The sequence below is a fragment of the Aeromonas sp. MR19 genome (assembly GCF_963899305.1).
In the GTDB taxonomy this organism is placed as follows: domain Bacteria; phylum Pseudomonadota; class Gammaproteobacteria; order Enterobacterales; family Aeromonadaceae; genus Aeromonas; species Aeromonas bestiarum.
Genome location: NZ_CAWQWZ010000001.1, coordinates 94,684 through 120,209 on the forward strand (window position 1 = coordinate 94,684; position 25,526 = coordinate 120,209).

General features: G+C 60.0%; 15 protein-coding genes, 1 pseudogene and 1 riboswitch. Of the genes and pseudogenes, 13 read left to right on the forward strand and 3 right to left on the reverse strand.

The features are described from left to right. Nucleotides 1-379: 379 nt before the first annotated feature. Nucleotides 380-1,657 (reverse strand): cation:proton antiporter, encoded by a 1,278-nt coding sequence (locus tag AACQ95_RS00455; protein WP_103471759.1) that lies wholly within the window; start codon nucleotides 1,655-1,657, stop codon nucleotides 380-382. A 203-nt stretch (nucleotides 1,658-1,860) separates the two neighbouring features. Between AACQ95_RS00455 and metH the strand changes: the two genes are divergently transcribed. From metH to brnQ, 3 genes are all read left to right on the forward strand, one after another. Next, nucleotides 1,861-5,556 carry a methionine synthase gene (metH, locus tag AACQ95_RS00460; RefSeq protein WP_241280157.1) on the forward strand — a complete coding sequence of 1,232 codons (3,696 nt, stop codon included), beginning with the start codon at nucleotides 1,861-1,863 and terminating at the stop codon, nucleotides 5,554-5,556. Nucleotides 5,557-5,794: 238 nt separating this feature from the next. Then, on the forward strand, nucleotides 5,795-6,691 hold the full coding sequence (gene rimK / locus AACQ95_RS00465; protein ID WP_043134929.1) for a 30S ribosomal protein S6--L-glutamate ligase: 897 nt from the start codon (nucleotides 5,795-5,797) through the stop codon (nucleotides 6,689-6,691). 513 nt (nucleotides 6,692-7,204) lie between these two features. Further along, the gene (brnQ, locus tag AACQ95_RS00470) at nucleotides 7,205-8,539 is read left to right on the forward strand and encodes a branched-chain amino acid transport system II carrier protein (RefSeq protein ID WP_098980951.1); all 1,335 of its coding nucleotides are present in this window, start codon (nucleotides 7,205-7,207) and stop codon (nucleotides 8,537-8,539) included. Nucleotides 8,540-8,613: 74 nt separating this feature from the next. On the opposite strand, the gene AACQ95_RS00475 is transcribed toward brnQ, so the two are convergent. Together AACQ95_RS00475 and AACQ95_RS00480 are read right to left on the reverse strand one after the other, a co-directional pair. Further along, entirely contained in the window at nucleotides 8,614-9,873 is a 1,260-nt protein-coding gene (locus tag AACQ95_RS00475) for a sensor histidine kinase (RefSeq protein WP_241280158.1), read from the reverse strand. A gap of 221 nt (nucleotides 9,874-10,094) precedes the next feature. Continuing rightward, complete coding sequence (locus AACQ95_RS00480; RefSeq protein ID WP_241280160.1) at nucleotides 10,095-10,763, reverse strand: response regulator transcription factor; 669 nt, start codon at nucleotides 10,761-10,763, stop codon at nucleotides 10,095-10,097. Between the two features lie 90 nt (nucleotides 10,764-10,853). On the opposite strand from AACQ95_RS00480, the gene AACQ95_RS00485 reads away from it, so the two are divergent. From AACQ95_RS00485 to AACQ95_RS00530, 10 genes and pseudogenes are all read left to right on the forward strand, one after another. After that, nucleotides 10,854-11,270, forward strand: coding sequence for a hypothetical protein (locus tag AACQ95_RS00485; protein WP_043134934.1), 417 nt, complete (start codon nucleotides 10,854-10,856; stop codon nucleotides 11,268-11,270). 87 nt (nucleotides 11,271-11,357) lie between these two features. Continuing rightward, complete coding sequence (locus tag AACQ95_RS00490) at nucleotides 11,358-11,837, forward strand: hypothetical protein (protein ID WP_241280162.1); 480 nt, start codon at nucleotides 11,358-11,360, stop codon at nucleotides 11,835-11,837. A 295-nt stretch (nucleotides 11,838-12,132) separates the two neighbouring features. Beyond that, nucleotides 12,133-13,614: pseudogene (gene aerA, locus AACQ95_RS00495) on the forward strand (beta-barrel pore-forming toxin aerolysin). 105 nt (nucleotides 13,615-13,719) lie between these two features. After that, a riboswitch (TPP riboswitch) is annotated at nucleotides 13,720-13,833 on the forward strand. Nucleotides 13,834-14,112: 279 nt separating this feature from the next. Next, nucleotides 14,113-16,146, forward strand: coding sequence for a phosphomethylpyrimidine synthase ThiC (thiC, locus tag AACQ95_RS00500; protein ID WP_277604454.1), 2,034 nt, complete (start codon nucleotides 14,113-14,115; stop codon nucleotides 16,144-16,146). Then, entirely contained in the window at nucleotides 16,143-17,717 is a 1,575-nt protein-coding gene (thiE, locus tag AACQ95_RS00505; protein ID WP_241280164.1) for a thiamine phosphate synthase, read from the forward strand. Before thiC ends, thiE begins: the two co-directional genes overlap by 4 nt. After that, nucleotides 17,707-18,480 (forward strand): HesA/MoeB/ThiF family protein, encoded by a 774-nt coding sequence (locus AACQ95_RS00510; protein WP_241280166.1) that lies wholly within the window; start codon nucleotides 17,707-17,709, stop codon nucleotides 18,478-18,480. Before thiE ends, AACQ95_RS00510 begins: the two co-directional genes overlap by 11 nt. Continuing rightward, nucleotides 18,477-18,689 carry a sulfur carrier protein ThiS gene (gene thiS, locus AACQ95_RS00515; RefSeq protein ID WP_098980943.1) on the forward strand — a complete coding sequence of 71 codons (213 nt, stop codon included), beginning with the start codon at nucleotides 18,477-18,479 and terminating at the stop codon, nucleotides 18,687-18,689. The genes AACQ95_RS00510 and thiS overlap by 4 nt, the downstream gene beginning before the upstream one ends. Before the next feature lies 1 nt (nucleotide 18,690). Further along, the gene (locus AACQ95_RS00520) at nucleotides 18,691-19,458 is read left to right on the forward strand and encodes a thiazole synthase (protein WP_241280167.1); all 768 of its coding nucleotides are present in this window, start codon (nucleotides 18,691-18,693) and stop codon (nucleotides 19,456-19,458) included. Continuing rightward, nucleotides 19,455-20,705, forward strand: a complete 1,251-nt coding sequence (gene thiH / locus AACQ95_RS00525; RefSeq protein ID WP_277604455.1) for a 2-iminoacetate synthase ThiH — start codon at nucleotides 19,455-19,457, stop codon at nucleotides 20,703-20,705. The genes AACQ95_RS00520 and thiH overlap by 4 nt, the downstream gene beginning before the upstream one ends. 634 nt (nucleotides 20,706-21,339) lie before the next feature. Then, nucleotides 21,340-25,353 (forward strand): NACHT domain-containing protein, encoded by a 4,014-nt coding sequence (locus AACQ95_RS00530; protein WP_241280169.1) that lies wholly within the window; start codon nucleotides 21,340-21,342, stop codon nucleotides 25,351-25,353. Nucleotides 25,354-25,526 lie beyond the last annotated feature (173 nt).

The window sequence follows — 25,526 nt, forward strand, 5'->3', positions numbered from 1 at the left end:
CGCGCAGGAATACCCAGCCCGAGTCACGGGCGTCTGCACTGTCAAGGAATATGCTGATGCATAAATCAAATTGGGTGGGCAGAACGGGTCTGCGCCGTGAGAGCCGGGCAACGCAGGCAGACAGCCTGACGGTTCTCGAGGCGAGTAAATCAGAGGAAGGTTATGTAGGTACTGGCAGGATTCATCTAACGTTGAAGCATTGCGAACATAAACAGGGCTGATTAACTAGCCGGTGCGCATTCTCTCCTCGATATGAATAAAAAGCAAACAATTATTTGGTGATTTTATCTCAAATCCGTTTTTTTCAGTATCGCCAGCCACAAAAAGGGCTCCCGTCGGGAGCCCTTTTGCATGATGCCAACCGGGGTCAGCGGGTGACTCAATAGTCGCCGGTGGCCTTCTTGGCGGCGGTGATCATGGGGGTGATGGTCATGCCCTGCACCACGATGGAGAACATCACCACAGAGTAGGTCATCACCAGGATCACTTCCCGCAGATCGACGCCGTGTTCCGGCAGCATCATGACGCCGGAGGGCAACGCCAGCGCCATGGCCATGGCCAGACCGCCGCGCAGACCGCCCCAGGTGAGGATCCGCACCGAGAACTTGTTGTAGCTGCGATAGCGGCGGAAGGCCATGTAGGGCAGCGACACGCTGATGAAGCGGGCGGCCAGACAGAGGGGAACCGCGATGACCAGCAGGATCCAGTCTTGCCAGGCGAGCTCCAGCAACACCAGCGCCAGACCGATCAGCAGGAACAGCAGGGCGTTGAGGAACTGATCCATCAACTCCCAGAAGTGATCCAGGTGGTGCTTGCTCTGCTCGGAGAAGCCGGACTGGCGGGTCCAGTTGCCGATCATGATGCCGGTGACCACCATGGCCAGGGCGCCGGAGACGCCGATCATGTTGGCGAAGGCGAAGCCGGCAGTCGGGATGCAGAGGGTCAGCAGCAGCTCCAGGGAGCCGTCGTCGGTGGCACTGATCATCACGTGGGCGATGAGGCCCAGCACGGCGCCGAACAAGATGCCGCCGAGGGCTTCATGCAGGAACAGGCCGGCCACGCTGCCGAAGGTGGGTTCAACCCCGCCAAAGGCGACGGCAAACACGGTGGCGAAGATCACCAGACCGACACCGTCGTTGAACAGGGATTCCCCTTCGATCTGGATGGCGATCTGGGGTGGCGCCTTCATCTTCTTGACGATGGCCAGCACGGCTATGGGGTCGGTGGGGGAGATCAGGGCCCCGAACAACATGCAGTAGACCAGCGGCAGTTCCCAGCCCAGCAGTTTGGCGATGAACCAGAAACCGTAGCCGATGAGGAAGGTGGAGAGCAAGGTTGCCACTATGGAGAGAATGGTGATCTCCCACTTCTGGCTACGCAATGCCTTCAGGTTGATGCCGAGACCACCGGCGAACAGCAGGAAGCCCAGGATCCCCTTCAGCAGGAAGTTCTGGAAGTCTATGCTCTCCATGGTTTTGACGGCCAGGGGTTCGAGATTGAACCAGCCCAGCTTACCGAACAGCACCAGCAGCGCGGAGATCAGCATGGATCCGGCTGTGATGGCGATGGTGGTCTGGATCTTCACAACATACTGATTGGCAAAGGCGATGAAGATCGCCAAGGCTGCCAGGAAGCAGAGTGTGTAGTAGACGCTCATAGTTATTTTTCTCTTTAGTAAACAGCAAGCACGTATCCCTATTGAGGACGGGCATAGGGTACTCTGGGGTCACATGTTACTCATTACCCATTTATGAGTATATAGGTCGCAATTACGGACAGATAGACGGCTAGATTTCCATTTGATTTGTTTGCTGCTAGGATGAAGTTCACGCAGTTGCATGGATGTAAGAGGAACGAGCGGTGTCGAGCATAGAGTCGAATAAAAAGTCGGACATAAAGAAGAAGCTGGAATCCTGTCTCAAGGAACGGATCCTGATCATCGACGGTGCCATGGGCACCATGATCCAGGGCTACAAGCTGGGTGAGGCGGACTATCGGGGCGAGCGCTTTGCCGACTGGCACACCGACATCAAGGGCAACAACGATCTGCTGGTGCTGACCCGGCCCGGGGTGATCCGCGAGATCCACGATCAGTACTGCGCCGCCGGCGCCGACATCCTCGAGACCAACACCTTCAACGCCACCCGTATCGCCATGGCCGACTACGAGATGGAAGCCTTCTCCGCCGAGATCAACCGCGAGGCCGCCCGTCTGGCCCGCGCCGTGGCGGACGAGTGGACGGCCAAGGACCCCACCAGGCCGCGCTTCGTGGCCGGGGTCCTGGGCCCCACCAACCGCACCTGCTCCATCTCGCCGGACGTGAACGATCCCGGCAAGCGCAACGTCACCTATGACCAGCTGGTGGCCGCCTACACCGAATCAACCCACGCCCTGATCGAGGGTGGAGCCGACCTCATCCTCATCGAGACCATCTTCGATACCCTCAACGCCAAGGCCGCCGCCTTCGCGGTGGATCTGGTGTTCGAGGAGCTCGGTTATGCCCTGCCGGTGATGATCTCCGGCACCATCACGGACGCCTCGGGCCGCACCCTCTCGGGCCAGACCACGGAAGCCTTCTACCATTCGCTTCGCCACGTCAAGCCCATCTCGTTCGGCCTCAACTGCGCGCTCGGCCCGGACGAGCTGCGCCAGTACGTGGAAGAGCTGTCGCGCATCAGCGAAACCCATGTCAGCGCCCACCCCAACGCCGGTCTGCCCAATGCGTTCGGCGAGTACGATCTGGACGCGGGCGAGATGGCGGAGCACATCCGCGAGTGGGCTTCGAGCGGCTTCCTCAACCTGGTGGGGGGTTGCTGCGGCACCACCCCGACCCACATCCGCGCCATGAGCGACGCCGTGGCGGGCATCCGTCCTCGCGTCTTGCCAACGCTGCCGGTCGCCTGCCGCCTGTCCGGCCTCGAGCCGCTCATCATCACGGCGGAGTCCATGTTCGTGAACGTGGGGGAGCGCACCAACGTCACCGGCTCGGCCAAGTTCAAGCGGCTGATCAAGGAGGGGCTCTACGACGAGGCGCTGGACGTCGCCAAGCAACAGGTGGAGAGCGGCGCCCAGATCATCGACATCAACATGGACGAGGGCATGCTGGACGCCGAGGCGGCCATGGTGCGCTTCCTGAACCTGATCGCCGGCGAGCCGGACATCGCCCGGGTGCCCGTGATGATCGACTCCTCCAAGTGGGAGGTGCTGGAAGCCGGCCTCAAGTGCGTGCAGGGCAAGCCGGTGGTCAACTCCATCTCCATGAAGGAGGGGGAGGAGAAATTCATCGCCCAGGCGAAGCTGCTGCGTCGCTACGGCGCCGCCGTCATCGTCATGGCGTTTGACGAGGTGGGCCAGGCGGACACCCGTGCCCGCAAGTTCGAGATCTGCCAGCGCGCCTACCGGATCCTGGTGGATCAGGTGGGCTTCCCGCCGGAAGACATCATCTTCGACCCCAACATCTTTGCGGTGGCGACCGGCATCGACGAGCACAACAACTACGCGGTGGACTTCATCGAGGCGGTGAAGGACATCAAGCAGCACCTGCCCCACGCCATGATCTCGGGCGGTGTCTCCAACGTCTCCTTCTCGTTCCGCGGCAACGAGCCGGTGCGCGAGGCGATCCACGCGGTCTTCCTCTATCACGCCATCCAGAACGGCATGGACATGGGGATCGTCAATGCCGGTCAGCTCGCCATCTACGAAGACATTCCGGCGGAGCTGAAAGAGAAGGTCGAGGCCGTGGTGCTGAACCTGAACAACGATGCCACCGAGGCGCTGCTGGCCATCGCCGAGAAGTATCGCGGCGCCGGTGCCCAGGCGGAGGATCCGCGGGATCAGGAGTGGCGCAGCTGGCCTGTGGGCAAGCGGCTCGAGCACGCCCTGGTCAAGGGGCTTACCGATTTCATCGAGGAAGACACCGAAGAGGCGCGGGCCGGGGCCGAGAAGCCGCTGCACGTCATCGAAGGGCCGCTGATGGATGGCATGAACGTGGTCGGCGATCTGTTTGGCGCGGGCAAGATGTTCCTGCCCCAGGTGGTGAAGTCAGCGCGGGTGATGAAGCGGGCGGTGGCCTATCTGCAGCCCTACATCGAAGCCGAGAAGCAGGGCGGCTACAGCAACGGCAAGATAGTGCTCGCCACCGTGAAGGGGGACGTGCACGACATTGGCAAGAACATCGTCGGCGTGGTGCTGCAGTGCAACAACTACGAGATAGTGGATCTCGGGGTCATGGTCTCCTGCGAGACTATCCTCAAGACCGCCCGCGAGGTGAACGCCGACATTATCGGGCTGTCGGGTTTGATCACCCCGTCTCTCGACGAGATGGTGCACGTGGCGAAAGAGATGGAACGCCAGGGCTTCAAGCTGCCGCTGCTGATCGGCGGGGCCACCACCTCCAAGGCCCACACAGCGGTCAAGATAGAGCAGAACTACAGCGAACCCGTGGTCTATGTGTCGAACGCCTCCCGTGCCGTCGGGGTGGCCCAGAGCCTGCTGAGCACAGAGCTCAAGCCCGCCTTCGTCGCCCGCATCGACAAGGAGTACGAAATCGCCCGTGAGCAGCACGCTCGCAAGCAGCCGCGCTCCAAGCCGGTCAGCCTGGCCCACGCCCGTGCCAACCGTCATCAGCTGGACTGGGTCGGCTATCAGCCGCCTGCCCCTTGCGAACCCGGCGTGCAAAAGTTCGAGAACGTGCCCATCTCAGTGCTGCGCCCCTACATCGACTGGACGCCGTTCTTCCTGAGCTGGGAGCTGGCAGGCAAGTATCCGCGCATCCTGGAAGACGAGATTATCGGCGAGGAGGCGACCAAGCTGTTTGCCGATGCCAACGCCATGCTCGACCAGCTCGAGCGCGATGGAAGCGTGCGCTGCGCCGGCATCATAGGCCTGTTCCCCGCCAACGCCGTGGGGGACAGCATAGAGGTCTATACCGACGAGTCGCGCACCGAAGTGCGCAAGGTGCTGCACCACCTGCGCCAGCAGAGCGAGAAGCAGGGCTTCCCGAACTACTGTCTGGCGGACTATGTGGCGCCGAAAGAGAGTGGCAAGCCGGACTGGATCGGCGCCTTCGCGGTGACCGGCGGCATAGGTGAGGAGGTCATAGCTCAGGCCTACAAGGCCGATCACGACGACTACAACGCCATCCTCATCCAGGCGGTGTGCGATCGTCTGGCGGAGGCCTTCGCCGAGTACCTGCACGAGCAGGTGCGTAAAGTGCACTGGGGCTATGCCCAGGATGAGGCCCTCAGCAACGAGGAGCTGATCCGCGAGAACTATCGCGGCATACGCCCGGCCCCCGGCTACCCCGCCTGCCCCGAGCACACCGAGAAGGGCAGCATCTGGGAGCTGCTGGGGGTAGAGCAGGCCATCGGCATGAAGCTTACCGAGTCCTACGCCATGTGGCCGGGGGCTGCCGTGTCGGGCTGGTACTTCTCCCATCCCGACAGCAAATACTTCGCGGTGGCGCAGATCCAGCAGGATCAGGTGGAAGACTATGCCGTGCGCAAGGGCATGACGTTGGTGGAAGCCGAGCGTTGGCTGGGGCCAAACCTGAACTGAAGGGTGATCTCCCCGTGACACGGGTTGATCTTTGACGAGAAACGGCGGCATCCTTGGGCTGGTGGACAGACCAGCTTAGGGCCGCCGTTTGACATATCGGTGACAACGGGATTGCAGTGTGCAGTTCTGTGTGGTTTGTCTTGTTGTCAGGAGAAACAATTGGCGTTGTCTTGGCGCTGTGGCACCTTATACTCTCCCGCCCCATCCTGCCCAGGCACTGCCTTCTAGCGGAATTTTCATGAAGATCGCCATTTTATCCCGTGAGCCCAGAAACTATTCCACCCGCCGTCTGGTCGAGGTGGCACAGGCGCGCGGTCATCAGGTAGAGGTGCTCGACACCCTGCGCTGCTACATGAATATTGCTTCCCACAGCCCCTCCATTCACTACGAAGGACGCGAGCTGGAGAGTTACGACGCTGTGATCCCGCGCATCGGCGCCAGCATCACCTTTTACGGCACCGCAGTGCTGCGTCAGTTCGAGATGATGAATACCATGGCGCTGAACAGCTCGGTCGCCATCTCCCGTTCCCGTGACAAGCTGCGTGCCATGCAGTTGCTGTCACGCCACGGCATAGGCCTGCCCATCACCGGCTATGCCCACAGCACCCACGACGTGCCGGATCTCATCACCATGGTGGGCGGCGCACCCCTGGTGGTGAAGCTGCTGGAGGGGACCCAGGGGATAGGCGTTGTGCTGTGCGAGACCCAGAAGGCCGCCGAGAGCGTGATCGAGGCCTTTATCCAGACCAACAACAACATCCTGGTGCAGGAGTATATCCGCGAGGCCAACGGCGCCGACATTCGTTGTCTGGTGGTCAATGGCAAGGTGGTGGCGGCCATGCGTCGTCAGGCCCAGCCGGGGGAGTTTCGCTCCAACCTGCACCGTGGCGGTACCGCCGAGGCGATCAAGATAAGCCCGGAAGAGCGGGCGACTGCGGTGCAGGCCGCCAAGATCATGGGGCTAGATGTGGCCGGGGTGGATATTCTGCGCAGTGCCCGTGGCCCGCTGGTGCTGGAGGTAAACTCCTCCCCCGGCCTGCAGGGGGTGGAAGCGGCCTCCGGCAAGGATGTGGCGGGCAAGATCATCGAGTTCCTCGAACTCAAGGCGAGCCGCAAGAACAAGCCTGCCGAATGATCGCAGCAACCAGAATGGTTGGAACAGACGAGGCGCCTTCGGGCGCCTCGTCGTTTTTTGGCTCGCCGCTCGGGTGAGGGGCCGGGCCGCCAGGGTGAGCTCGATCTGGCCGTCGGTGCAGCTCAACGCCGCCTCAATCAGGTTGCCGAGGGGTCGAGCAAGAGGGGATGGAGAAGGCCATAGCGCTGCGCAAGAAGGAGGGCTCCAGTAGGCCCAGGCCGGCAGAAGAAGCGGCAAAGCAGGGCGGCAAATGGCGCTCATGCTTGCGTTATCATCTGTTGCAAAATTGCACCACCTCACGATCAAACACCAATGCTTAATTATTTTCTGGATGAAGTGACTGGATTGCGGTGCCGCACTTGCCTCCGGGTGGCACAAACGCTCTACTTGGCGCCCTTCGCACGTCGCGGAACATAAAAATTTAATAAAACTATCTGCGGATTTCTTGCACGAATACGCCATTCGCGCCGACTTCCGTCATGATTTTACCTTGTCATAGGCAGACTACGCAGCATGAATAACCAAAAATTAACATCCAGAGACATAGTCGCTCTGGGCTTCATGACCTTCGCGCTCTTCGTCGGCGCAGGCAACATCATCTTTCCACCCATGGTCGGATTGCAGGCCGGTGAGCTGGTGTGGAGCGCCGCCGCCGGCTTCCTGCTGACGGCGGTCGGTCTGCCGGTGCTCACAGTCGTGGCGCTGGCCAAGGTGGGGGGCGGTGTGGATGCCCTGAGTGCGCCCATCGGCCGCAAGGCCGGGCTGCTGCTCGCTACCGTCTGCTATCTGGCCGTGGGGCCGCTGTTTGCCACCCCGCGCACGGCGACTGTCTCCTACGAGGTGGGGCTGGCGCCCCTGTTTGGCGACGATGGCTCGGCCTTGCTGATCTACAGCCTGGTCTACTTCAGCCTGGTGATCGGCATCTCCCTCTATCCGGGTCGGCTGCTCGACACAGTGGGCCACGTGCTTGCGCCGATCAAGATCCTGGCGCTGGCGGCGCTGGGCCTCGCCGTTCTGTTGTGGCCTGCCGGTTCTGCCATCCCTGCCATCGAGAGCTACCAGCATCAGCCTTTCTCCAACGGCTTCGTCAATGGCTACCTCACCATGGACACGCTGGGGGCCATGGTGTTTGGAATCGTCATCGTCAACGCGGCCCGCTCGCGCGGGGTGAGCAGCGCCAAGTTGCTCACCCGTTACACCATACTGGCCGGCCTCATCGCCGGGATGGGCTTGACCCTGGTCTACCTCAGCCTGTTCCGCCTCGGCTCGGTGAGCGGTGAACTTGTGCCCCATGCCCAGAATGGCGCCGAGATCCTGCACGCCTACGTCCAGCACACCTTTGGCAGCATGGGCAGCGGCTTCCTGGCGCTGCTCATCTTCATCGCCTGTCTGGTGACGGCCGTCGGCCTGACCTGCGCCTGCGCCGAGTTCTTCGCCCAGTACCTGCCGCTCTCCTACCGCACCCTGGTGTTGCTGCTGGGGGGCTTCTCCATGCTGGTCTCGAACCTGGGGCTGAGCCACCTGATCCAGCTCTCGGTGCCGGTGCTGACCGCCATCTATCCCCCCTGCATAGTGCTGGTGGTGCTGAGCTTCACCCTGCGCTGGTGGGGCAACGGCACCCGGGTGGTGGGGCCTGTCATGCTGATCAGCCTGCTGTTCGGCCTGATCGACGGGCTCAAGGCCTCGGCCCTGGCCGACCTGCTGCCGGCCTGGAGCCTGGCCCTGCCCCTGAACGAGCAGGGGCTGGCCTGGCTGCCGCCCTCGCTGTGTGCCCTGCTGCTGGCGGCCCTCTGGGATCGCCTGCAGGGTCGCCCACAGGTGGCGCCTGTCAGTAAGGGCCTGGCCTGAATGCAAAACCGGCCTCTTGGCCGGTTTTGGTGGTTGAAACAATGAACAAGGCGCCCTCGGGCGCCTTGTCGTTTTTACTCCCGCATCGCCAGTCTGGCGCTGAAGATGCCGCCCTCCAGCCGGGTCTCTATCTGCCAGCCCAGCTTCTCGCAGATGCGCTGGATGATGGTGAGGCCGCAGCCGTAACCGAGGATTTGGTCCGGCGCGGCGGCGGTGGGGTTGCTGATGGTGAGCACGGGGCCGGCCAGCTCGATGTCGATGTGCCCCTCGGCGTAGCTGAGGGCATTCTTGAGCAGGTTGCCGAGCGCAATGGCGAGCAGGGAGAGGGGGGCCAGCGCCTCGCTCTCCTCGTCCAGCTGCAGCCGGATATCCAGCTCCTCCCGCTGCAGCAGCGGGGCCAGGCGCGCCAGCTCCTGCTGGATCAGCGGCGCTACTCGTTGTGGGGGACGCTCCACCGCCTCCTTGCGGCCCAGCAGCAGGAAGGTCTCGGTGAGCAGCGCCATCTCGTCGGCGGCGGCGCGAATGCGCAGGGTGGCGCGGGCGGCCGGAGCCGGCAGGTCAGTTACCTTGCCGAGCAAGGCGGCGGACCCCTGGATTACCATGTTGGGGGTGCGCAGCTCGTGGCTGGCGAAGCGGCTGAACTCCTGTTCGCGGGCGAACACGGCGGCCACCTCGTGTTTGCCGGTCAGCAGCGCCAGCTCTATGTCCCGCAGCTCCTGCCAGGGGGCGTCGGGTACGAAATCCGCCTGATCCGGCGTGAGATGAGCCACCCGTTGACGCAATCGCTCAAGGGGGCGCGTGATGTGGCGCACCAGCCAGATGCCGAAGCCGATGCAGGCGAGCAGCAGGGCCAGCCCGATCAGCCGGGTCGCCAGATGCAGCTGGTCTTCATAGGGATCAAGGTAATCGTCGGCGTCATCGTTGAATACCAGATAGAGCAGCCCCTCGCCGGACGGATGGGGCCGCACCAGGAAGTGCTTGTCTTCATCCCCCAGCACATGTTCGTAGAAGCCCGGGCTCTGATAGGGCTTGAGCCAGGCGGGCAGCCGGCCGGCCTGGGTCCAGTAGCTGGAGAACTGACGCGGGCTGGGGGCGGGGGCCGCCACGCCGAGCCGCAGCCAGTCGTCGTTGTAGCGGGTCACCTCGGCTTCCAGCCAGTGACGCAGGCTCAGCTCCTCCATCTTGTCTTCGGCCACCACCATCAGCAGGCTGATGATGATCAGCAGCAGCATGCCGGCCCCGCTCAGGGTCAGGATCAGGCGACGGCGCAAGCTGGGCAGGCTGTCCTGGGCATCTGGCCGTGTCTGGTCAAGGCCCTCTGCAGGCTGGCCCATTGAGTCACCCGATGGGGATGGCTCATGGTCTCCGGGTTTGGTCATGGGGTCGCCAGTCGCTGGTCGGTCATGGTCTCTTGGTTGGGTCATGGGGTCACCAGTCGCCGGTCGGTCATGGCTTCTGGGTTGGGTCATGGGGTCACCTGTCGCCGGTCGGTCATGGCTTCCGGGTTTGGTCATGGGGTCATCAGTCGCTGGTCGGTCATGGCTTCCGGGTTTGGTCATGAGGTCACCAGCCGATAGCCCTGACCGTGCAGGGTTTCCAGCATGGGGGTGGCAAAGGGCTTGTCGAGCGCGTTGCGCAGGGCATAGATGTGGCTGCGCAGGGCATCGGAGTCGGGCTCTTCATCGCCCCAGACTGTGTCGAGCACCTCCTGACGGCTCACCAGATGGGGGGCGCGACGCACCAGCAGGGTGAGGATCTGGAACGGGATCTTGCCGAGCTTGAGCTCGACCCCGGCCCGGGTGGCGCGGCCGCTGGCGGGATCCAGCGTCAGCTCGCCCACGCACAGCGCCCCCATGTCGCTGCGGGGGCCGCGCAGGGCCAGCGCCTGCAGCCGCACTTCCAGCTCCTCCATGGCGAAGGGCTTGACCAGATAGTCATCGCCACCGGCCCGAAAGCCCGCCAGCTTGTCATCCAGGCTGTCGCGGGCGGTGAGAAACAGCACTGGAGTCGATACCCCGTCGGCTCTCAGCCGCTCTACCGTGCTCAGACCATCCAGGCGTGGCATCATGACGTCCATTATGATGACGTCGAAGCGCTGCTGCGCCAGCAGTTGCAGCGCTGCCTGACCGTGATAGGCACAGTCCATCCTGTGCCCGGCCAGCTCCAGGTAATCCATGATGGTTTCCGCCACCTGGGGATTGTCTTCCACCACCAGTATTTTCATGTTTTGATCTCCTGGTTTTGACCGGCATTTCACGCTCGTCTCACACCGGACAAGCCATCCTGTGTGGCAGTGTAACCCCGAGGATCCCCGATGAAGAAGTCTCTCTGCGCGCTCTTGCTGTTTATCTTGTTGCCACTTGGCACCGCGCAGTCGGCCGAGTTCAAGTTGACCGGCCGCACCACCTGGCAGCTGGGCCAGCTGATGGTCAATGGCATTCCCTTCGTGCTCGATGAAGGGACCCGCTTCAAGGACGGGCTGAGCGAGGACGATCTCGGTGGCACCTGGGTCGATCTGGAAGGGGTGATGGAGGGCGAGCTGAGGGTGATCCGCGAAGTGGAGGCGCTGGAGGAGGACGATGAGATGGAGCTGGAAGGGCCGGTCGCACAGGGGCGTATCTGGGGATATGTCACCTCGGATGACAGCCTGGCCCCCTTCGAAGGCCGCTGGCTGGAGCTGGAGTGCAAGTTTGACGGCATGCGGTTGAGCCGCTGCCGCGAGGACGACTGAACATAAGCTTCAATTGTCTACCGGCAAAATGGCCTGCCCAGATCCATAGTTAAACCTCGACACGAGTTTGACCATGGGCTTATTGCTATGACGCGCACCTCCCTTCTGTTGCTGGCACTGCCGCTCTGCACCCTGGCCGCCGATGGCGAGCTCTGGCTGGTGGAACTGGAACACAACGACGGCATTCGCCTGCAATTTCAGGGCGCTGAACTGGAACTGGGCAGTGCACGCCTGAGCGGGGTTCGCCACACAGGCGAGCTCAGACCCGGCATGCGGCTCGCCATCCTCAGTCGTGACGGGGTCGCCGAGCATATTCGCCGCACAGATCTCGCGCCCGAGTCAGCTGCGGCCGTTCACTGGCGACGGGCACAGGCCCCCTTGCTTGCGGTGGCCGGTCACTCGCTGCAATTGCAGGGGTTGGGCACAATCACCTTCGATGCCGGCACCCGCTGGCTCAACGGCGGTCCCGCCGATCTGCAACCGGGTCGCCAATTGGTGCTGAGCCGCGATGAAACGGGTCGGGTAACCGAGATCCTGATCCCCAACCCCGAGGATGAACCGGAATAAGGATCATGCAGCCAAACGCTTAATATTTATTTTGCTAAATTAGAAATATCTTTTTTATCTATATTCCAAAAGATGATTAAGTGACGAATAAAATAATAGAGCGAGTGCTCTGATATTATGTCAATCAATATTGAATGAAGTTCAATTTATGATTTTGTTAATATATTGTGCATATTAAAATGTGGGCTGGATCGCATATTGAGATTAACATGACTGATATTGTCGTACTCACATGCCACCCGCTGATATATAAAGTTGGTGAATGCATGTCAATGTTCAATATATTGGGGTTGCTATGCAAAAATTAAAACTAACTGGCTTGTCATTAATCATATCCGGCCTGCTGATGGCACAGGCGAAAGCGGCAGAGCCCGTCTATCCAGACCAGCTTCGCTTGTTTTCATTGGGCCAAGGGGTCTGTGGCGACAAGTATCGCCCCGTCAATTGAGAAGAAGCCCAGAGCGTTAAAAGCAATATTGTCGGCATGATGGGGCAATGGCAAATAAGCGGGCTGGCCAACGGCTGGGTCATTATGGGGCCGGGTTATAACGGTGAAATAAAACCAGGGACAGCGTCCAATACCTGGTGTTATCCGACCAGTCCTGTTACCGGTGAAATACCGACATTGTCTGCCCTGGATATTCCAGATGGTGACGAAGTCGATGTGCAGTGGCGGCTGGTACACGACAGTGCGAATTTCATCAAACCAACAAGCTATCTGGCCCATTATCTCGGTTATGCCTGGGTGGGCGGCAATCACAGCCAATATGTCGGTGAAGACATGGATGTGACCCGTGATGGCGATGGCTGGGTGATCCGTGGCAACAATGACGGTGGCTGTGACGGCTATCGCTGTGGTGACAAGACCGCCATCAAGGTCAGCAACTTCGCCTATAACCTGGATCCCGACAGCTTCAAGCATGGCGATGTCACCCAGTCCGACCGCCAGCTGGTCAAGACTGTGGTGGGCTGGGCGGTCAACGACAGCGACACCCCCCAATCAGGCTATGACGTCACCCTGCGCTACGACACTGCCACCAACTGGTCCAAGACCAACACCTATGGCCTGAGCGAGAAGGTGACCACCAAGAACAAGTTCAAGTGGCCACTGGTGGGGGAAACCGAACTCTCCATCGAGATTGCTGCCAACCAGTCCTGGGCGTCCCAGAACGGGGGCTCGACTACCACCTCCCTGTCTCAGTCCGTGCGACCGACTGTGCCGGCCCGCTCCAAGATCCCGGTGAAGATAGAGCTCTACAAGGCCGACATCTCCTACCCCTATGAGTTCAAGGCCGATGTCAGCTATGACCTGACCCTGAGCGGCTTCCTGCGCTGGGGCGGCAACGCCTGGTATACCCATCCGGACAACCGTCCGAACTGGAACCACACCTTCGTCATAGGCCCGTACAAGGACAAGGCGAGCAGCATTCGCTACCAGTGGGACAAGCGTTACATCCCGGGTGAAGTGAAGTGGTGGGACTGGAACTGGACCATACAGCAGAACGGTCTGTCTACCATGCAGAACAACCTGGCCAGAGTGCTGCGCCCGGTGCGGGCGGGGATCACCGGTGATTTCAGTGCCGAGAGCCAGTTTGCCGGCAACATAGAGATCGGTGCTCCCGTGCCGCTCGCGGCTGACAGCAAGGTGCGTCGTGCTCGCAGTGTGGACGGCGCTGGTCAGGGCCTGAGGCTGGAGATCCCGCTCGATGCGCAAGAGCTCTCCGGGCTTGGCTTCAACAACGTCAGCCTCAGCGTGACCCCTGCTGCCAATCAATAACGGCAGCGCGTTGTAGTGATGGAACCGGGCCTCTGGCCCGGTTTTTGTTTGCACTGGTCGGGCTTGTTAAAGGCTTGTGCTTTCCATTTCCCCACTTATACTGGCGCCATCTTGTCGGAGTGCCAACCGTCGAACGACGCGAGGCTGAGACCGTTAATTCGGGATCCGTGGAACCTGATCAGGCTAGCACCTGCGAAGGGAAACAAGGGTAACTTGCGGGTTGCCGCGCCGGGGGAGGGACAAGCCTCTCCCGCTCATCAAGAGGAGCCATTCCTCGATGAGTCAGGGCGCACAAGAGGGAGTCTGTCCCGTCCGGTCTGCCCAGGAGGGCGCCGTACGACCCACCTGACAAGGGGGGATCCGGACAGCAGAGCAGGGAGGAACAGATCCCGGGCTCGCTCCCTCTTGCGGCACAACTCACCCACAGGTTCATCACTTCTCCTCGAACTCCAGACAAGCAAACACCCATAACTTCAACCAGTTAATGAGAGTTTTGCTATGTCTACTTCCGTATCATCCGCCACTGAACAGGCCGTATCCGAGCAGGCTGTTTCCGAACAGCGCAAGCCAGCCCCCAGCCGTCGCGAGCAGCGCGCCAGCGCCCAGCGCTTTATCGACAACCTCAAGGGGATGGCCCACCCCAACTCCAGCCGCATCTTCATCGAAGGTTCTCGCCCCGATATCCGGGTGGGGCTGCGTGAAATCACCCTGGCCGACACCCTGGTCGGCGGCAGCAAGGAGAACCCGCAGTTCGAAGCCAACGAGCCCGTCCCCGTCTATGATACCTCGGGTGCCTATGGCGATGAGCATGCGGTCATCGACGTGCGTCTTGGTCTGCCGCGCCTGCGGCAAGGCTGGGTGCTGGAGCGGGGGGATACCGAGGAACTCTATGGTCTCAGCTCCGCTTTCACTCAGGAGCGCCTCGCCGACGAGGGGCTGGATCACCTGCGTTTCGATAACTTGCCCAAGCCCCGCCGCGCCAAGCCGGGCCGCCGGGTGACCCAGCTGCACTATGCCCGTCAGGGGCTGGTCACCCCAGAGATGGAATTTATCGCCATCCGCGAGAACATGGGCCGCGAGCGGGTGCGCTCCGAGCTGCTGCTGCGCCAGCATCCGGGTCAGGGTTTCGGCGCCCGCCTGCCCGAGAACATCACCCCCGAGTTCGTGCGCGATGAGGTGGCCGCCGGCCGCGCCATCATCCCCAACAACGTCAACCACCCGGAAACCGAGCCCATGATCATAGGCCGCAACTTCCTGGTGAAGATCAACGCCAACATAGGCAACTCGGCGGTCAGCTCCAGCATCGAAGAGGAGGTGGAGAAGCTGGTCTGGTCGACCCGCTGGGGCGCCGACACCGTCATGGATCTCTCCACCGGTCGCAACATCCACGAGACCCGCGAGTGGATCCTGCGCAACAGCCCGGTCCCCATCGGTACCGTGCCCATCTATCAGGCCCTGGAGAAGACCAACGGCATCGCCGAAGACCTCACCTGGGAGCTGTTCCGCGACACCCTGCTCGAACAAGCCGAGCAGGGGGTGGATTACTTCACCATCCATGCCGGCGTGCTGCTGCGCTACGTACCCATGACCGCCAAGCGCCTCACCGGCATCGTCTCGCGCGGCGGCAGCATCATGGCCAAGTGGTGCCTGTCGCACCACAAGGAGAACTTCCTCTACCAGCATTTTCGGGAGATCTGCGAGCTGTGCGCCGCCTATGATGTGGCCTTGTCGCTCGGCGACGGCCTGCGTCCCGGCTCCGTCTATGACGCCAACGACGAGGCCCAGTTCGCCGAGCTGCACACCCTGGGCGAGCTGACCAAAATCGCCTGGGAGTACGACGTCCAGGTGATGATAGAAGGGCCGGGTCATGTGCCCATGCACATGATAGAGCGCAACATGACGGAGCAGCTGGAACACTGCCACGAGGCGCCTTTCTATACGCTTGGCCCGCTCACCACAGACATAGCCCCCGGCTACGATCACTTCACCTCCGGCATAGGCGCCGCCATGATCGGCTGGTATGGCTGCGCCATGCTCTGCTACGTCACCCCCAAGGAGCACCTGGGGCTGCCGAACAAGGAGGACGTGAAGCAGGGTCTCATCACCTACAAGATCGCCGCCCATGCCGCCGATCTCGCCAAGGGTCATCCGGGCGCCCAGATCCGCGACAACGCCATGTCCAAGGCGCGCTTCGAGTTCCGCTGGGAGGATCAGTTCAACCTGGCACTGGATCCCGAGACCGCCCGCGCCTACCACGACGAGACTCTGCCCCAGGAGTCCGGCAAGGTGGCGCACTTCTGCTCCATGTGTGGCCCCAAGTTCTGCTCCATGAAGATCACCCAGGACGTGCGCGACTACGCCGCCAGCCTGGAAGCGGTCGAGGTGAAACTGGTGGGCATGGATGGCCAGCAGGAGCGGGTAGTGGCCGAGGTGGAAAGCGGCATGAGTCGCATGGCTGAGACCTTCAAGGAGAAGGGGAGCGAGCTCTACCATCAGGCGGCGGCCCTCAAACCGGCGCGGGAGGAGGCATGAACAGCCGACCCATAGTCTGGACCATAGCCGGTTCCGACTCGGGGGGCGGCGCCGGTATTCAGGCCGATCTGCACACATTGCACAGCCTGGGTGTACACGGCTGCTCCGTCATCTCCGCCATCACGGCCCAGAATTCGGTGGCGGTGAAGATGGTGGATCCCGTGCTGATGCAGACCTTCTGCGCCCAGATCGACGCCCTTGGCGTCGATCTGCCGCCGGCGGCCATCAAGATAGGCCTGCTGCCGACCCGGCTCCATGTGGAGGTGTTGGCCCGGCGGCTCGATACTCTGGCGGCGCCTTTTGTGGTCTACGACCCGGTGGCGATTGCCAGCACGGGCACCCCCATGGCCGAAGCCAATATGCTGGCGGCGGTGCGTGAGCACCTGCTGCCGCGCCTCTCTCTCATCACCCCCAACGGCCCCGAGCTGGAGGCGCTGACCGGCATTCCCGCCAGCAGCCCTGAGCTGGTGCGAGCGGGGGCGGCGCGACTGCGGGAACTCGGCGTCCGCGCCGTGCTGGTCAAGGGCGGCCATCTGGGCTGGAGCGAAGAGCTCTGCCTCGATTACTACCAGGACGAGCACCGCGAGTTCTGGCTAGGGGCGCCACGCCTCGACACCCGCCACGGCCACGGCACCGGCTGCTGCTACGCCAGCGCCATCGCCGCCGTGGTGGCGCAGGATCACCCGGTCGATGACGCCATCACGCTGGCGCGCGCCTACCTGCAGCAAGGCTTGGCGGGGGCGCAAGGGGTGGGGGCCGGCCCTGGCCCCATAGCCCATCTCGGCTGGCCGACCAGTCTCGCGCACTTTCCCCGCGCCGTACTGGCGGGATCGAGCCTGGATCGCCGCTTTGGTCTCTATCCCGCCAGCGAGGCTCGCCTGCCGGATGGCCCCTTCGCCCGGACCGAACATCGGCTCGGCCTCTATCCTGTGGTGGATTCGGTCAAGTGGCTCAGGCGTCTGCTGGGGGCCGGGGTCAAGACCATCCAGCTGCGCATCAAGAACCTGCCCGCCGCCCAGGTTGCGCCAGCGATAGCCGAGGCGGTGGCGCTCGGTCGCCGCCACGGGGCGCGGCTCTTCATCAACGACCATTGGCAGCAGGCCATAGCCGCCGGTGCCTACGGCGTGCATCTGGGGCAGGAGGACATGGAGACGGCGGATCTCGCCGCCATCCAGGCTGCCGGCCTGCGCCTCGGTCTCTCCACCCACGGCTACTTCGAGCTGATGCGGGCCCGGGAGCTGGCCCCTTCCTACATAGCGCTGGGTCATATCTTCCCTACCAACACCAAGCAGATGCCGTCCCGCCCGCAGGGGCTGGTGCGGCTGCAACGCTATCGGGCACTCATGTGCGACTGGCCGACGGTCGCCATCGGCGGCATCGGCGAGGATAGAGTGGCTGCAGTGCAGGCAAGCGGGGTCGGCAGCATTGCCCTGGTCTCTGCCATCACGGCAAGCGACGACTGGCAGGGGGCCATAGCCCGACTGCTGGCGGCCGTGGGGGCGGGGGATGAGCCTTGCTCTGCGCTTACCCATAAGGCCATCACGCAGCAGGAGGCCGATCATGCTCTCTGATGCTGAATACCTGCGCTACGGCAGGCAACTGATGCTGAGCGAAATCGGCGAAGCGGGGCAGGCGAGGCTGAAAGAGGCATCCGTGCTGATCGTCGGCCTCGGTGGGCTCGGCTCGCCGTTGGCGCTCTATCTGGCCGGGGCCGGGGTGGGCACCTTGTGGCTGGCCGACGGCGACGTGGTGGATTCCAGCAACCTGCCGCGCCAGATCCTGTTCGATTCCGAGGCGGTCAATCACTCCAAGGCCGAGCTGGCCCGCGAGCGGTTGGCGGCCAACAATCCCCATGTGGAGCTGATCGCCATCAATCAGCGGCTCGATGAGCAGAGCCTGCCAGCCTTCGTGGCCGAGGTGGATCTGGTTGTCGACTGCTGCGACAACCTGGCCAGTCGCCACGCCATCAACGCCGTCTGCGTGGCTCATAACAAGCCCTGGATCTCCGCCGCCGCCGTCGGCTGGCAAGGTCAGCTGATGGTGCGAGCCGCTCCCGAACAGGCCTGCTACGCCTGCCTCTATCCGCTGGATACCCGCATCACGGAGAGCTGCCAGAGCAGCGGCGTCACAGGCCCTCTGGTCGGCGTGATGGGCGCCTTGCAGGCGCTGGAAGCCCTGCGTCTGCTGCTGGGCAAACCCAGCCCGGTGGCGGGCACCCTGCGCCGTTTCGATGCCCTGACCCACGAGTGGCAGACCCTGGGGTTGTCCCCCGATCTCGCCTGCCCGGTGTGTGGCGGCGTCACCCTTGCCCAGCCCATGGAGGATGCGCAATGAAGATCCGATTGAACGACAGCGAGCTGGTGCTGACGACCAGCCCGGATAACCAGATCAGCGTGGCCGAGCTGCTGGCTGCCCGCGAGGTAGCCCCGCAGGGGGTGGCGGTGGCACTCAACGGCGCCGTGCTGCCCCGCAGCCGCTGGCCAGACACCCGACTCAATGACGGGGACCAGATCCACCTTTTCACTGCCATCGCCGGAGGCTGAGATGCTGACCATAGCCGACCATGAATTTTCGTCCCGTCTCTTTACCGGCACCGGCAAGTTTGCCCGCCCGGATCTGATGGCTGCCGCCATCGAAGCAAGCGGCTCCCGGCTGGTGACCATGGCCATCAAGCGCCTGGACCCCGGCAAGCGCCACGACGACATCCTCACCCCGCTGCTCAAACTCGGGGTCAAGCTGCTGCCCAACACCTCGGGCGCCAAGACGGCCGCCGAGGCGGTATTTGCCGCCCACCTGGCCCGCGAGGCGCTGGGGACTAACTGGCTGAAACTGGAGATCCATCCCGATCCCAAATATCTGCTGCCCGATCCCATAGAGACGCTCAAGGCTGCCGAGAAGCTGGTGAAAGAGGGCTTCGTGGTGCTGCCCTACTGCGGGGCCGATCCCGTGCTCTGCAAGCGGCTGGAAGAGGTGGGCTGCGCCGCCGTCATGCCGCTCGGCGCCCCCATCGGCTCCAACCAGGGGCTGGTGACCCGGGATTTCCTCGCCATCATCATCGAACAGGCGCGGGTGCCTGTGGTGGTGGATGCGGGGATAGGGGCGCCGAGCCACGCCGCCGCCGCCTTTGAGCTGGGCGCCGACGCCGTGCTGGTCAACACCGCCATCGCCGTGAGCCGGGATCCGATCGCCATGGGCCGCGCCTTCGCGCTGGCCTGCGAGGCCGGTCGCAGCGCCTATGAGGCGGGCCTCGGCGCGCGCGGTCTGCAAGCCAGCGCCTCCAGCCCGCTCACCGATTTTCTGGAGGCCTTATGAGCCTCAGCACTGGACAAGACTCGGTGGCGGTGGCCTCTCTCGCCCCGATTCCCGAGAGGGATGGGATCCGCTCCCCTCTCCCTGTGGGAGAGGGGTTGGGGGTGAGGGCCGCGGCTGAGACAAAGGACGCAAGCTTTGTCGAGCGCTGGCGCGAGCTGGAGTGGGACGATATCGGCATGCAGATCCGCGCCAAGACGACCCGGGATGTGGAGCGGGCGCTGGCCAATCCGCGCCGCACCCTGGCCGACTTTATGGCGCTGATCTCGCCAGCCGCCGAGGCGTTTTTGCCGCAGATGGCGGCTGAGGCCGAGCGCCTCACCCGCCAGCGTTTCGGCAATACGGTGGGCTTCTACGTGCCCCTCTATCTGTCGAACCTCTGTGCCAACGACTGCTCCTACTGCGGTTTTTCCATGAGCAATCGCTTGAAGCGCAAGACGCTGGATGCAGAGGAAATTGAGCGCGAATGTCTGGCCATCAAGGCGCGCGGCTTCGACAGCGTGCTGCTGGTGACCGGCGAGCACGAGAGCAAGGTGGGCATGGCCTATTTTCGTGAGCAGCTGCCGCAGATCCGCCGCCATTTCAGCGCGTTGGCGATGGAGGTGCAGCCACTGTCGCAAGCGGATTACGCCGAGCTCAAGACCTTGGGGCTGGATGCCGTCATGGTCTATCAGGAGACCTATCACGCCCCCAGTTACGCCCGCCATCACCTGCGCGGCAACAAGCAGGATATCGAGTGGCGGCTCGCCACCCCGGAGCGGCTGGGCCGGGCCGGCATCGACAAGATAGGGCTGGGGGCGCTGATCGGCCTGTCAAAGGACTGGCGCGCCGACAGCTATTTCGTGGCCGAGCACCTGAGCTGGCTTGAACGCCACCACTGGCAGAGCCGCTATTCGCTCTCCTTCCCGCGCCTGCGTCCCTGCACCGGCGGCCTGCAGCCCGAGGTGGTGATGTCGGACAGGCAGCTGGTGCAACTGATCTGCGCCTGGCGCCTCTTCTCGCCGACTCTGGAGTTGTCGCTCTCCACCCGGGAATCCCCTGCGTTTCGCAACGGCGCCCTGCGCCTCGGCATCACCCAGATGTCGGCGGAATCACGCACCCAGCCGGGTGGCTATGCGGAAGGGGACAAGGAGGAGCTGGAGCAGTTCGCCATCCACGACGCTCGCCCGCTGGGTGAGGTAGCCGCTGCCGTCAGGCAGGCTGGGTTGCAGCCGGTGTTTAAAGATTGGGAACCCTTCCTGGGCCGATAGGGGCGGCCATGTCCCCCTTTTGCCGGTGGCATCCGGGCGTCCAGCCCGACGCTGTGCCTGTGGCAAGCAGGCACGGCTGTGCCGTGCAATCGTAGGGTCGATTAGCCGTCAGGCGTAATCGTCCGCTTTGCAATTTTTTTTGGGGGGGGAACACGGCACGGCCTTGCCGTGCAGGACGCGAGGCCGTTGGCCTCGAAGGGGTTTCGCCCGCCCTTCGGGCTTGGGCGAGTAACTTTTCTTTGCGTGGCCAAAGAAAAGTCACCAAAAGAAAGGCCATCCCCGCTTATTCGCCCGACTTCGTCGGGTTCCTTCGGCTCACCCGCTTGTCCGACGGCACGCGGCGACGGGCCATCCATGGCCCGGCGCCGCTCGCTCGACATCCTGTCTCGCGGCCTGGACAAGCGGGCTCGCCTCAGCGAATGAGAGGGGGAACCAATACCGCGCCCGCTCTTGGCCAGTTAGTACGGTGTGCGTTGTAATGCTCGTTCATGTCACACCTCTCAATATCAACGGGGAAATAGCCCCAACTATCTGATATATGGCGTAGTATCGGAAATAACTGACTTTGGATGAGGCTTTCAAACTAGCGAAGAAAGACTCTCCAGCGATTCCAATACACAGGTTTCTTGTACCTATGACGTCGACGTTTTACCTCCCGCGCAAGCTTTCTGGTGATAGCCAGATATACACAGAAGCAGAGCTATTGGCTGCTTCGAAGTTTGTTGTCGTCTTGGCGGAGCCTGGTGGGGGAAAAACCGAGCTGATGGAAAGTCTTGCGCGGCAGTTGGGGACAAAAGCCGTAACCGCAACCCGATTCCGGCATATGGGGGCAGAGGAAGAAAATAGCCCACTAGTGATCGATGCATTTGATGAGCTGGCCAAGATAGATCGGTCAGGAGTTCACTCGCTTCTGGCTAATGCCTGTAAGGCAAAAGCGACGCGAGTCATCATTTCAAGCCGTTCCAGTGAATGGAGCAATGCAGACACCCAGTCATTTCAAGAGTTTCTTGGTACTCAGCCTCTGGTCGTCAGGCTATGTGAATTTGAAGGGGACGATCAGCAAGCTATTTTCCTGCATCACTACCCAGAAGAGAACTTCGTCGCCTTCCGCTCTGAAGTGATTCGATTTGAACTTGAGCCATTACTGCCCAATCCACTGTTCCTGCAACTGTTTGCGGGCGCCTATATTGAGAGCGATAGACATTTTATCGACAAGCGCTCCATTTTCAGCACGGCAGTCGAGCGTCTGGCCAAAGAGGCTAACTCTAGTGTCAGGAGCGCTGCCTACTCTCTGACATCACAGCAAAAGATTGATTTGGCATCGGAAGTATTCGCCAAGCTACTGTTGTCTGGTGCTGAGGGGGTTAGTACCCAAGATGCTACGGCAGATAGGATCTACCCGACGCTGACGTCATTGCTTCACCCTATCGCTTCCAGAAACGATCTTTTGGCAACCCGGCTCTTTAAACCGGGAGACAGAGTGGATCAACATCGTCCGGTGCATAAGATCGTTGCCGAATATTGCGCGGCGCACTATCTGACTCAACGGATTGCTGATCCAACCAAGCCACTGATGCTTACGAACTGTTTCGCCGTCATCGCGCCCAACAATACGGTGCGAGATGAATTACGGGGGCTATTGGGCTGGATGGCGGCACTGGGTAACCGCGCTATACAGGAAGAGGCCATCAGGATAGACCCTTATGCTGTGCTGGCCAACGGTGATCCTTCCCAATTGCTTCCTAGCTCAAAACGAATGCTGGTGGAGCAGTTGAGAGAATTTGCAGCTCAAGATCCCTACTTCAGGCGGGGTGATTACTGGCGCAGGTTCAGTATCTCGGGCCTGTTTACGCAGGAGGTGGCAGACGAACTAAAGCCACTACTAGCAACTGGTGATGAAGGGCATTTGCGCGACTTGATTCTTGAATTGCTGGCGGGATCTGCGGCAATTGAATCTCTAGAAAAAGAGTTGTGCCAGCTCGCTTTTGCTGCGCAAGAAAGCGCCCATACACGCATTCTGTCAACGAGATGCTTGCTCAAGATAACAGGCCGCGATCATCACGCAGACTTGGCCCGTTTCATTGCAGAAGCGGGTGAGGTCTCGCTGGAGATAGCGGCAGAAATCATTCTAACGCTAGGTTATCAAATCTTTGAAAGGAAATATTTATCTGAATTTCTTTGTATATGCGCAACGCTCTATCCTGGTCACCAAGTGCTAGAACGTACTATAGGCGCTCGCTACTTTATAAAAAAATTCATTACCGAAATTGATCTGCTAACTACCGAGTGGTTTTTGGATGAATTGACCAGAGACCTTACCTGCCATTGTGGCAAAGAATGCTACGAATGTGATTGTCGCAACGGTATAAGTAAAATCGTAGGCTCACTGCTTGATCACTATTTTGATATTGCTCAAGCACCATTTGACCCAGTGAAAGTTTGGCGGTGGACTCAGGGGCTTAATTTTCATGGAAGTAAGAGGGCCGATGAAAGCAGCTCTGTTCGTATACTGTCTACAGACCACCTTTTACGGCAGGGTGTTATCACCTTGGCATTTTCAAAACTAACAAATAGAGACGATATTCATCATGCTCAGTTATATAATTTCAGCTGGCATAGTCACTCCGGCCTCAACCTTCAATCGATAGATTGTAAGTTTATAGTAGACCTTGCTTTTGAAATAGAAAATATAACTCTGTGGGCGTACTTTATTGAAAGGCACCAATATTACCGTAAGAGTGAAGAACGAGGACCGAATCCTCTCAGGCGGCACATGCGTGAGCAAGCATTGTTAAAGCCTAAGTTTATGCAAGTATGGGCAAGGTCTAACAAGGTAACTAAGGAACAGTTCCAACGGGAGCATCATGAATGGCACCGTAGAAGATCAAGAATAATAGGGCGCCGAGACAATAAGCAGATGGCACTGCGTGCTACCAATATCAAATATCTACAAGAAAATAGGGAGTTGGTTGAAAGTGGCCGTCATTGGGGGTGGTTGGTTCATTTTTCAGAACTTTTGTTGATGGCGCCAGACAGGATTGAATTGGAGTGTGGTGACAAAAATATTGTTCATAATGCTCTTGTAAATTGTCTAGATTTTATTGCGCCAAATATACCAACTTTAAATAAGCTTGCAGAACTGCAGTGTGCTTCGCAGTACCTTAAAGTGGAAGTTATTCTCTATGCGGCCTGTATTGAAATTATGCGTGTCAACGGTAATCTGGAGGTTGTTGAATCTAGATTGTTGTCCGCGTTACGAACCAATATAAATATGGGTTATAGTGCAATATCAAATGAAGAAAGAGACCTTCTTAAAGCTGAAGTGGATCGCCTCATATTTTCCAACCCGGCAAAAGCAGAGAGCTTTATTCGACAGTATCTAGAACCCCAACTTGTAAATAAAGCATGTAACAATACTGAGCTCTGGTTATTAAAAAGAGATGACAATTTCAGCCATCTACGCGCATCTCTTTCAATTGAGTGGCTCCAGAATTATCCAGAACTAAATCTTTCTACATTGAGTGAACTTTTTGACATTGCTGCTCAGTATGGAGATCGTACTGACTTGAATGAGATTATTGCTAGTCGCTGTGGTGAGTTAATGTCGGTATGGCCTTCCTTAACTGACAATGATGAGATCGAGCAGAAACGTACGTTCTGGCTATTAAGATCGTTTTATTTTATTGAAGATACACCCGAGCAGTATTGGGACTGGCTTAAGAGAGACAGAGACACAGTTTTACTCTTCTATAGGTTCTCTAGCAGCATAAACAGGAGTGAAAATCCAAGCTGGCCTGCCTTAACTGCGGGTAAATCATATAACATATTGGACGCATTTATTGAACAGTGGCCAAAGGTAGATTTGCCTAGTGGCTGGGGAAGTGATAGCCCCCAAGATGAGAAAGCCTATCGATTTTTAAAAGAGTTACTCTGGTCATTCAATACAGATGATGGCGCATCATACATTAAATTGTTACTCGCTGATCCTCGCTTTTCCGACTTCCATATGGATTTGCAGAGCATCTATGCCACCCAAATAAGGAAGAGGGCATTGCGAGATTTTACTCCTCCGCTGCCACAAGAAATTATCAAGCTGCTGGATGGTAATGAAGTCGTCACAGTGGAAGGCTTGCGCAAGCTGGTTCTTGATGAGTTGCAACGATATCAGCAAGATATAAATGGGGGCGAGTTCAATTCAGCAGAGCGCTTTTACGAAAAAGATGAAAGGCTGGATGAAGTTCGTTCAACCGAAATCATTGCTGAACGTATCAAGTTACGGCTTGAGCCCCAAAGCATCACAGTCACACCGGAACATCAGCTAAAGGATCGAAATCGTAGTGATTTCACTGTCACCAAGATTATTGGTGGTCAGAGGCGGCTTTTGGTGACTGAGGTCAAGGGGCAGTGGCATCGAGAACTTTACACAGCTGCATCAGTTCAGCTCTATGACCGTTATTCCATCCACCCGGATGCTGAAAAGCAAGGCATATTTTTAGTTATCTGGTTTGGTGCGAATGAAGAGGTTGCAGGAAGAAAGAAGCACGGTATTGAATCTGCCGAGATGCTGAAATCAAGAATTGAGGATAAACTTCCCGCCGATTTATTAGGACTAATAGACGTGTTTGTATTAGATGTGTCTCGTACATAGTCAGCCTAACTGTGGAAAATGAGGTTCGACATGGTGATGAGCGGTGGTTTAGGGACTCCCGCTACTTTGGCCGAGGGGGGAATGGATTGCTGGACTTAGGTGGTGAGGAGATGGAATACCATGTCTAACGTCCGTTCATCTGAGAGATACACGCAGGAGGCGTCTTACAACAG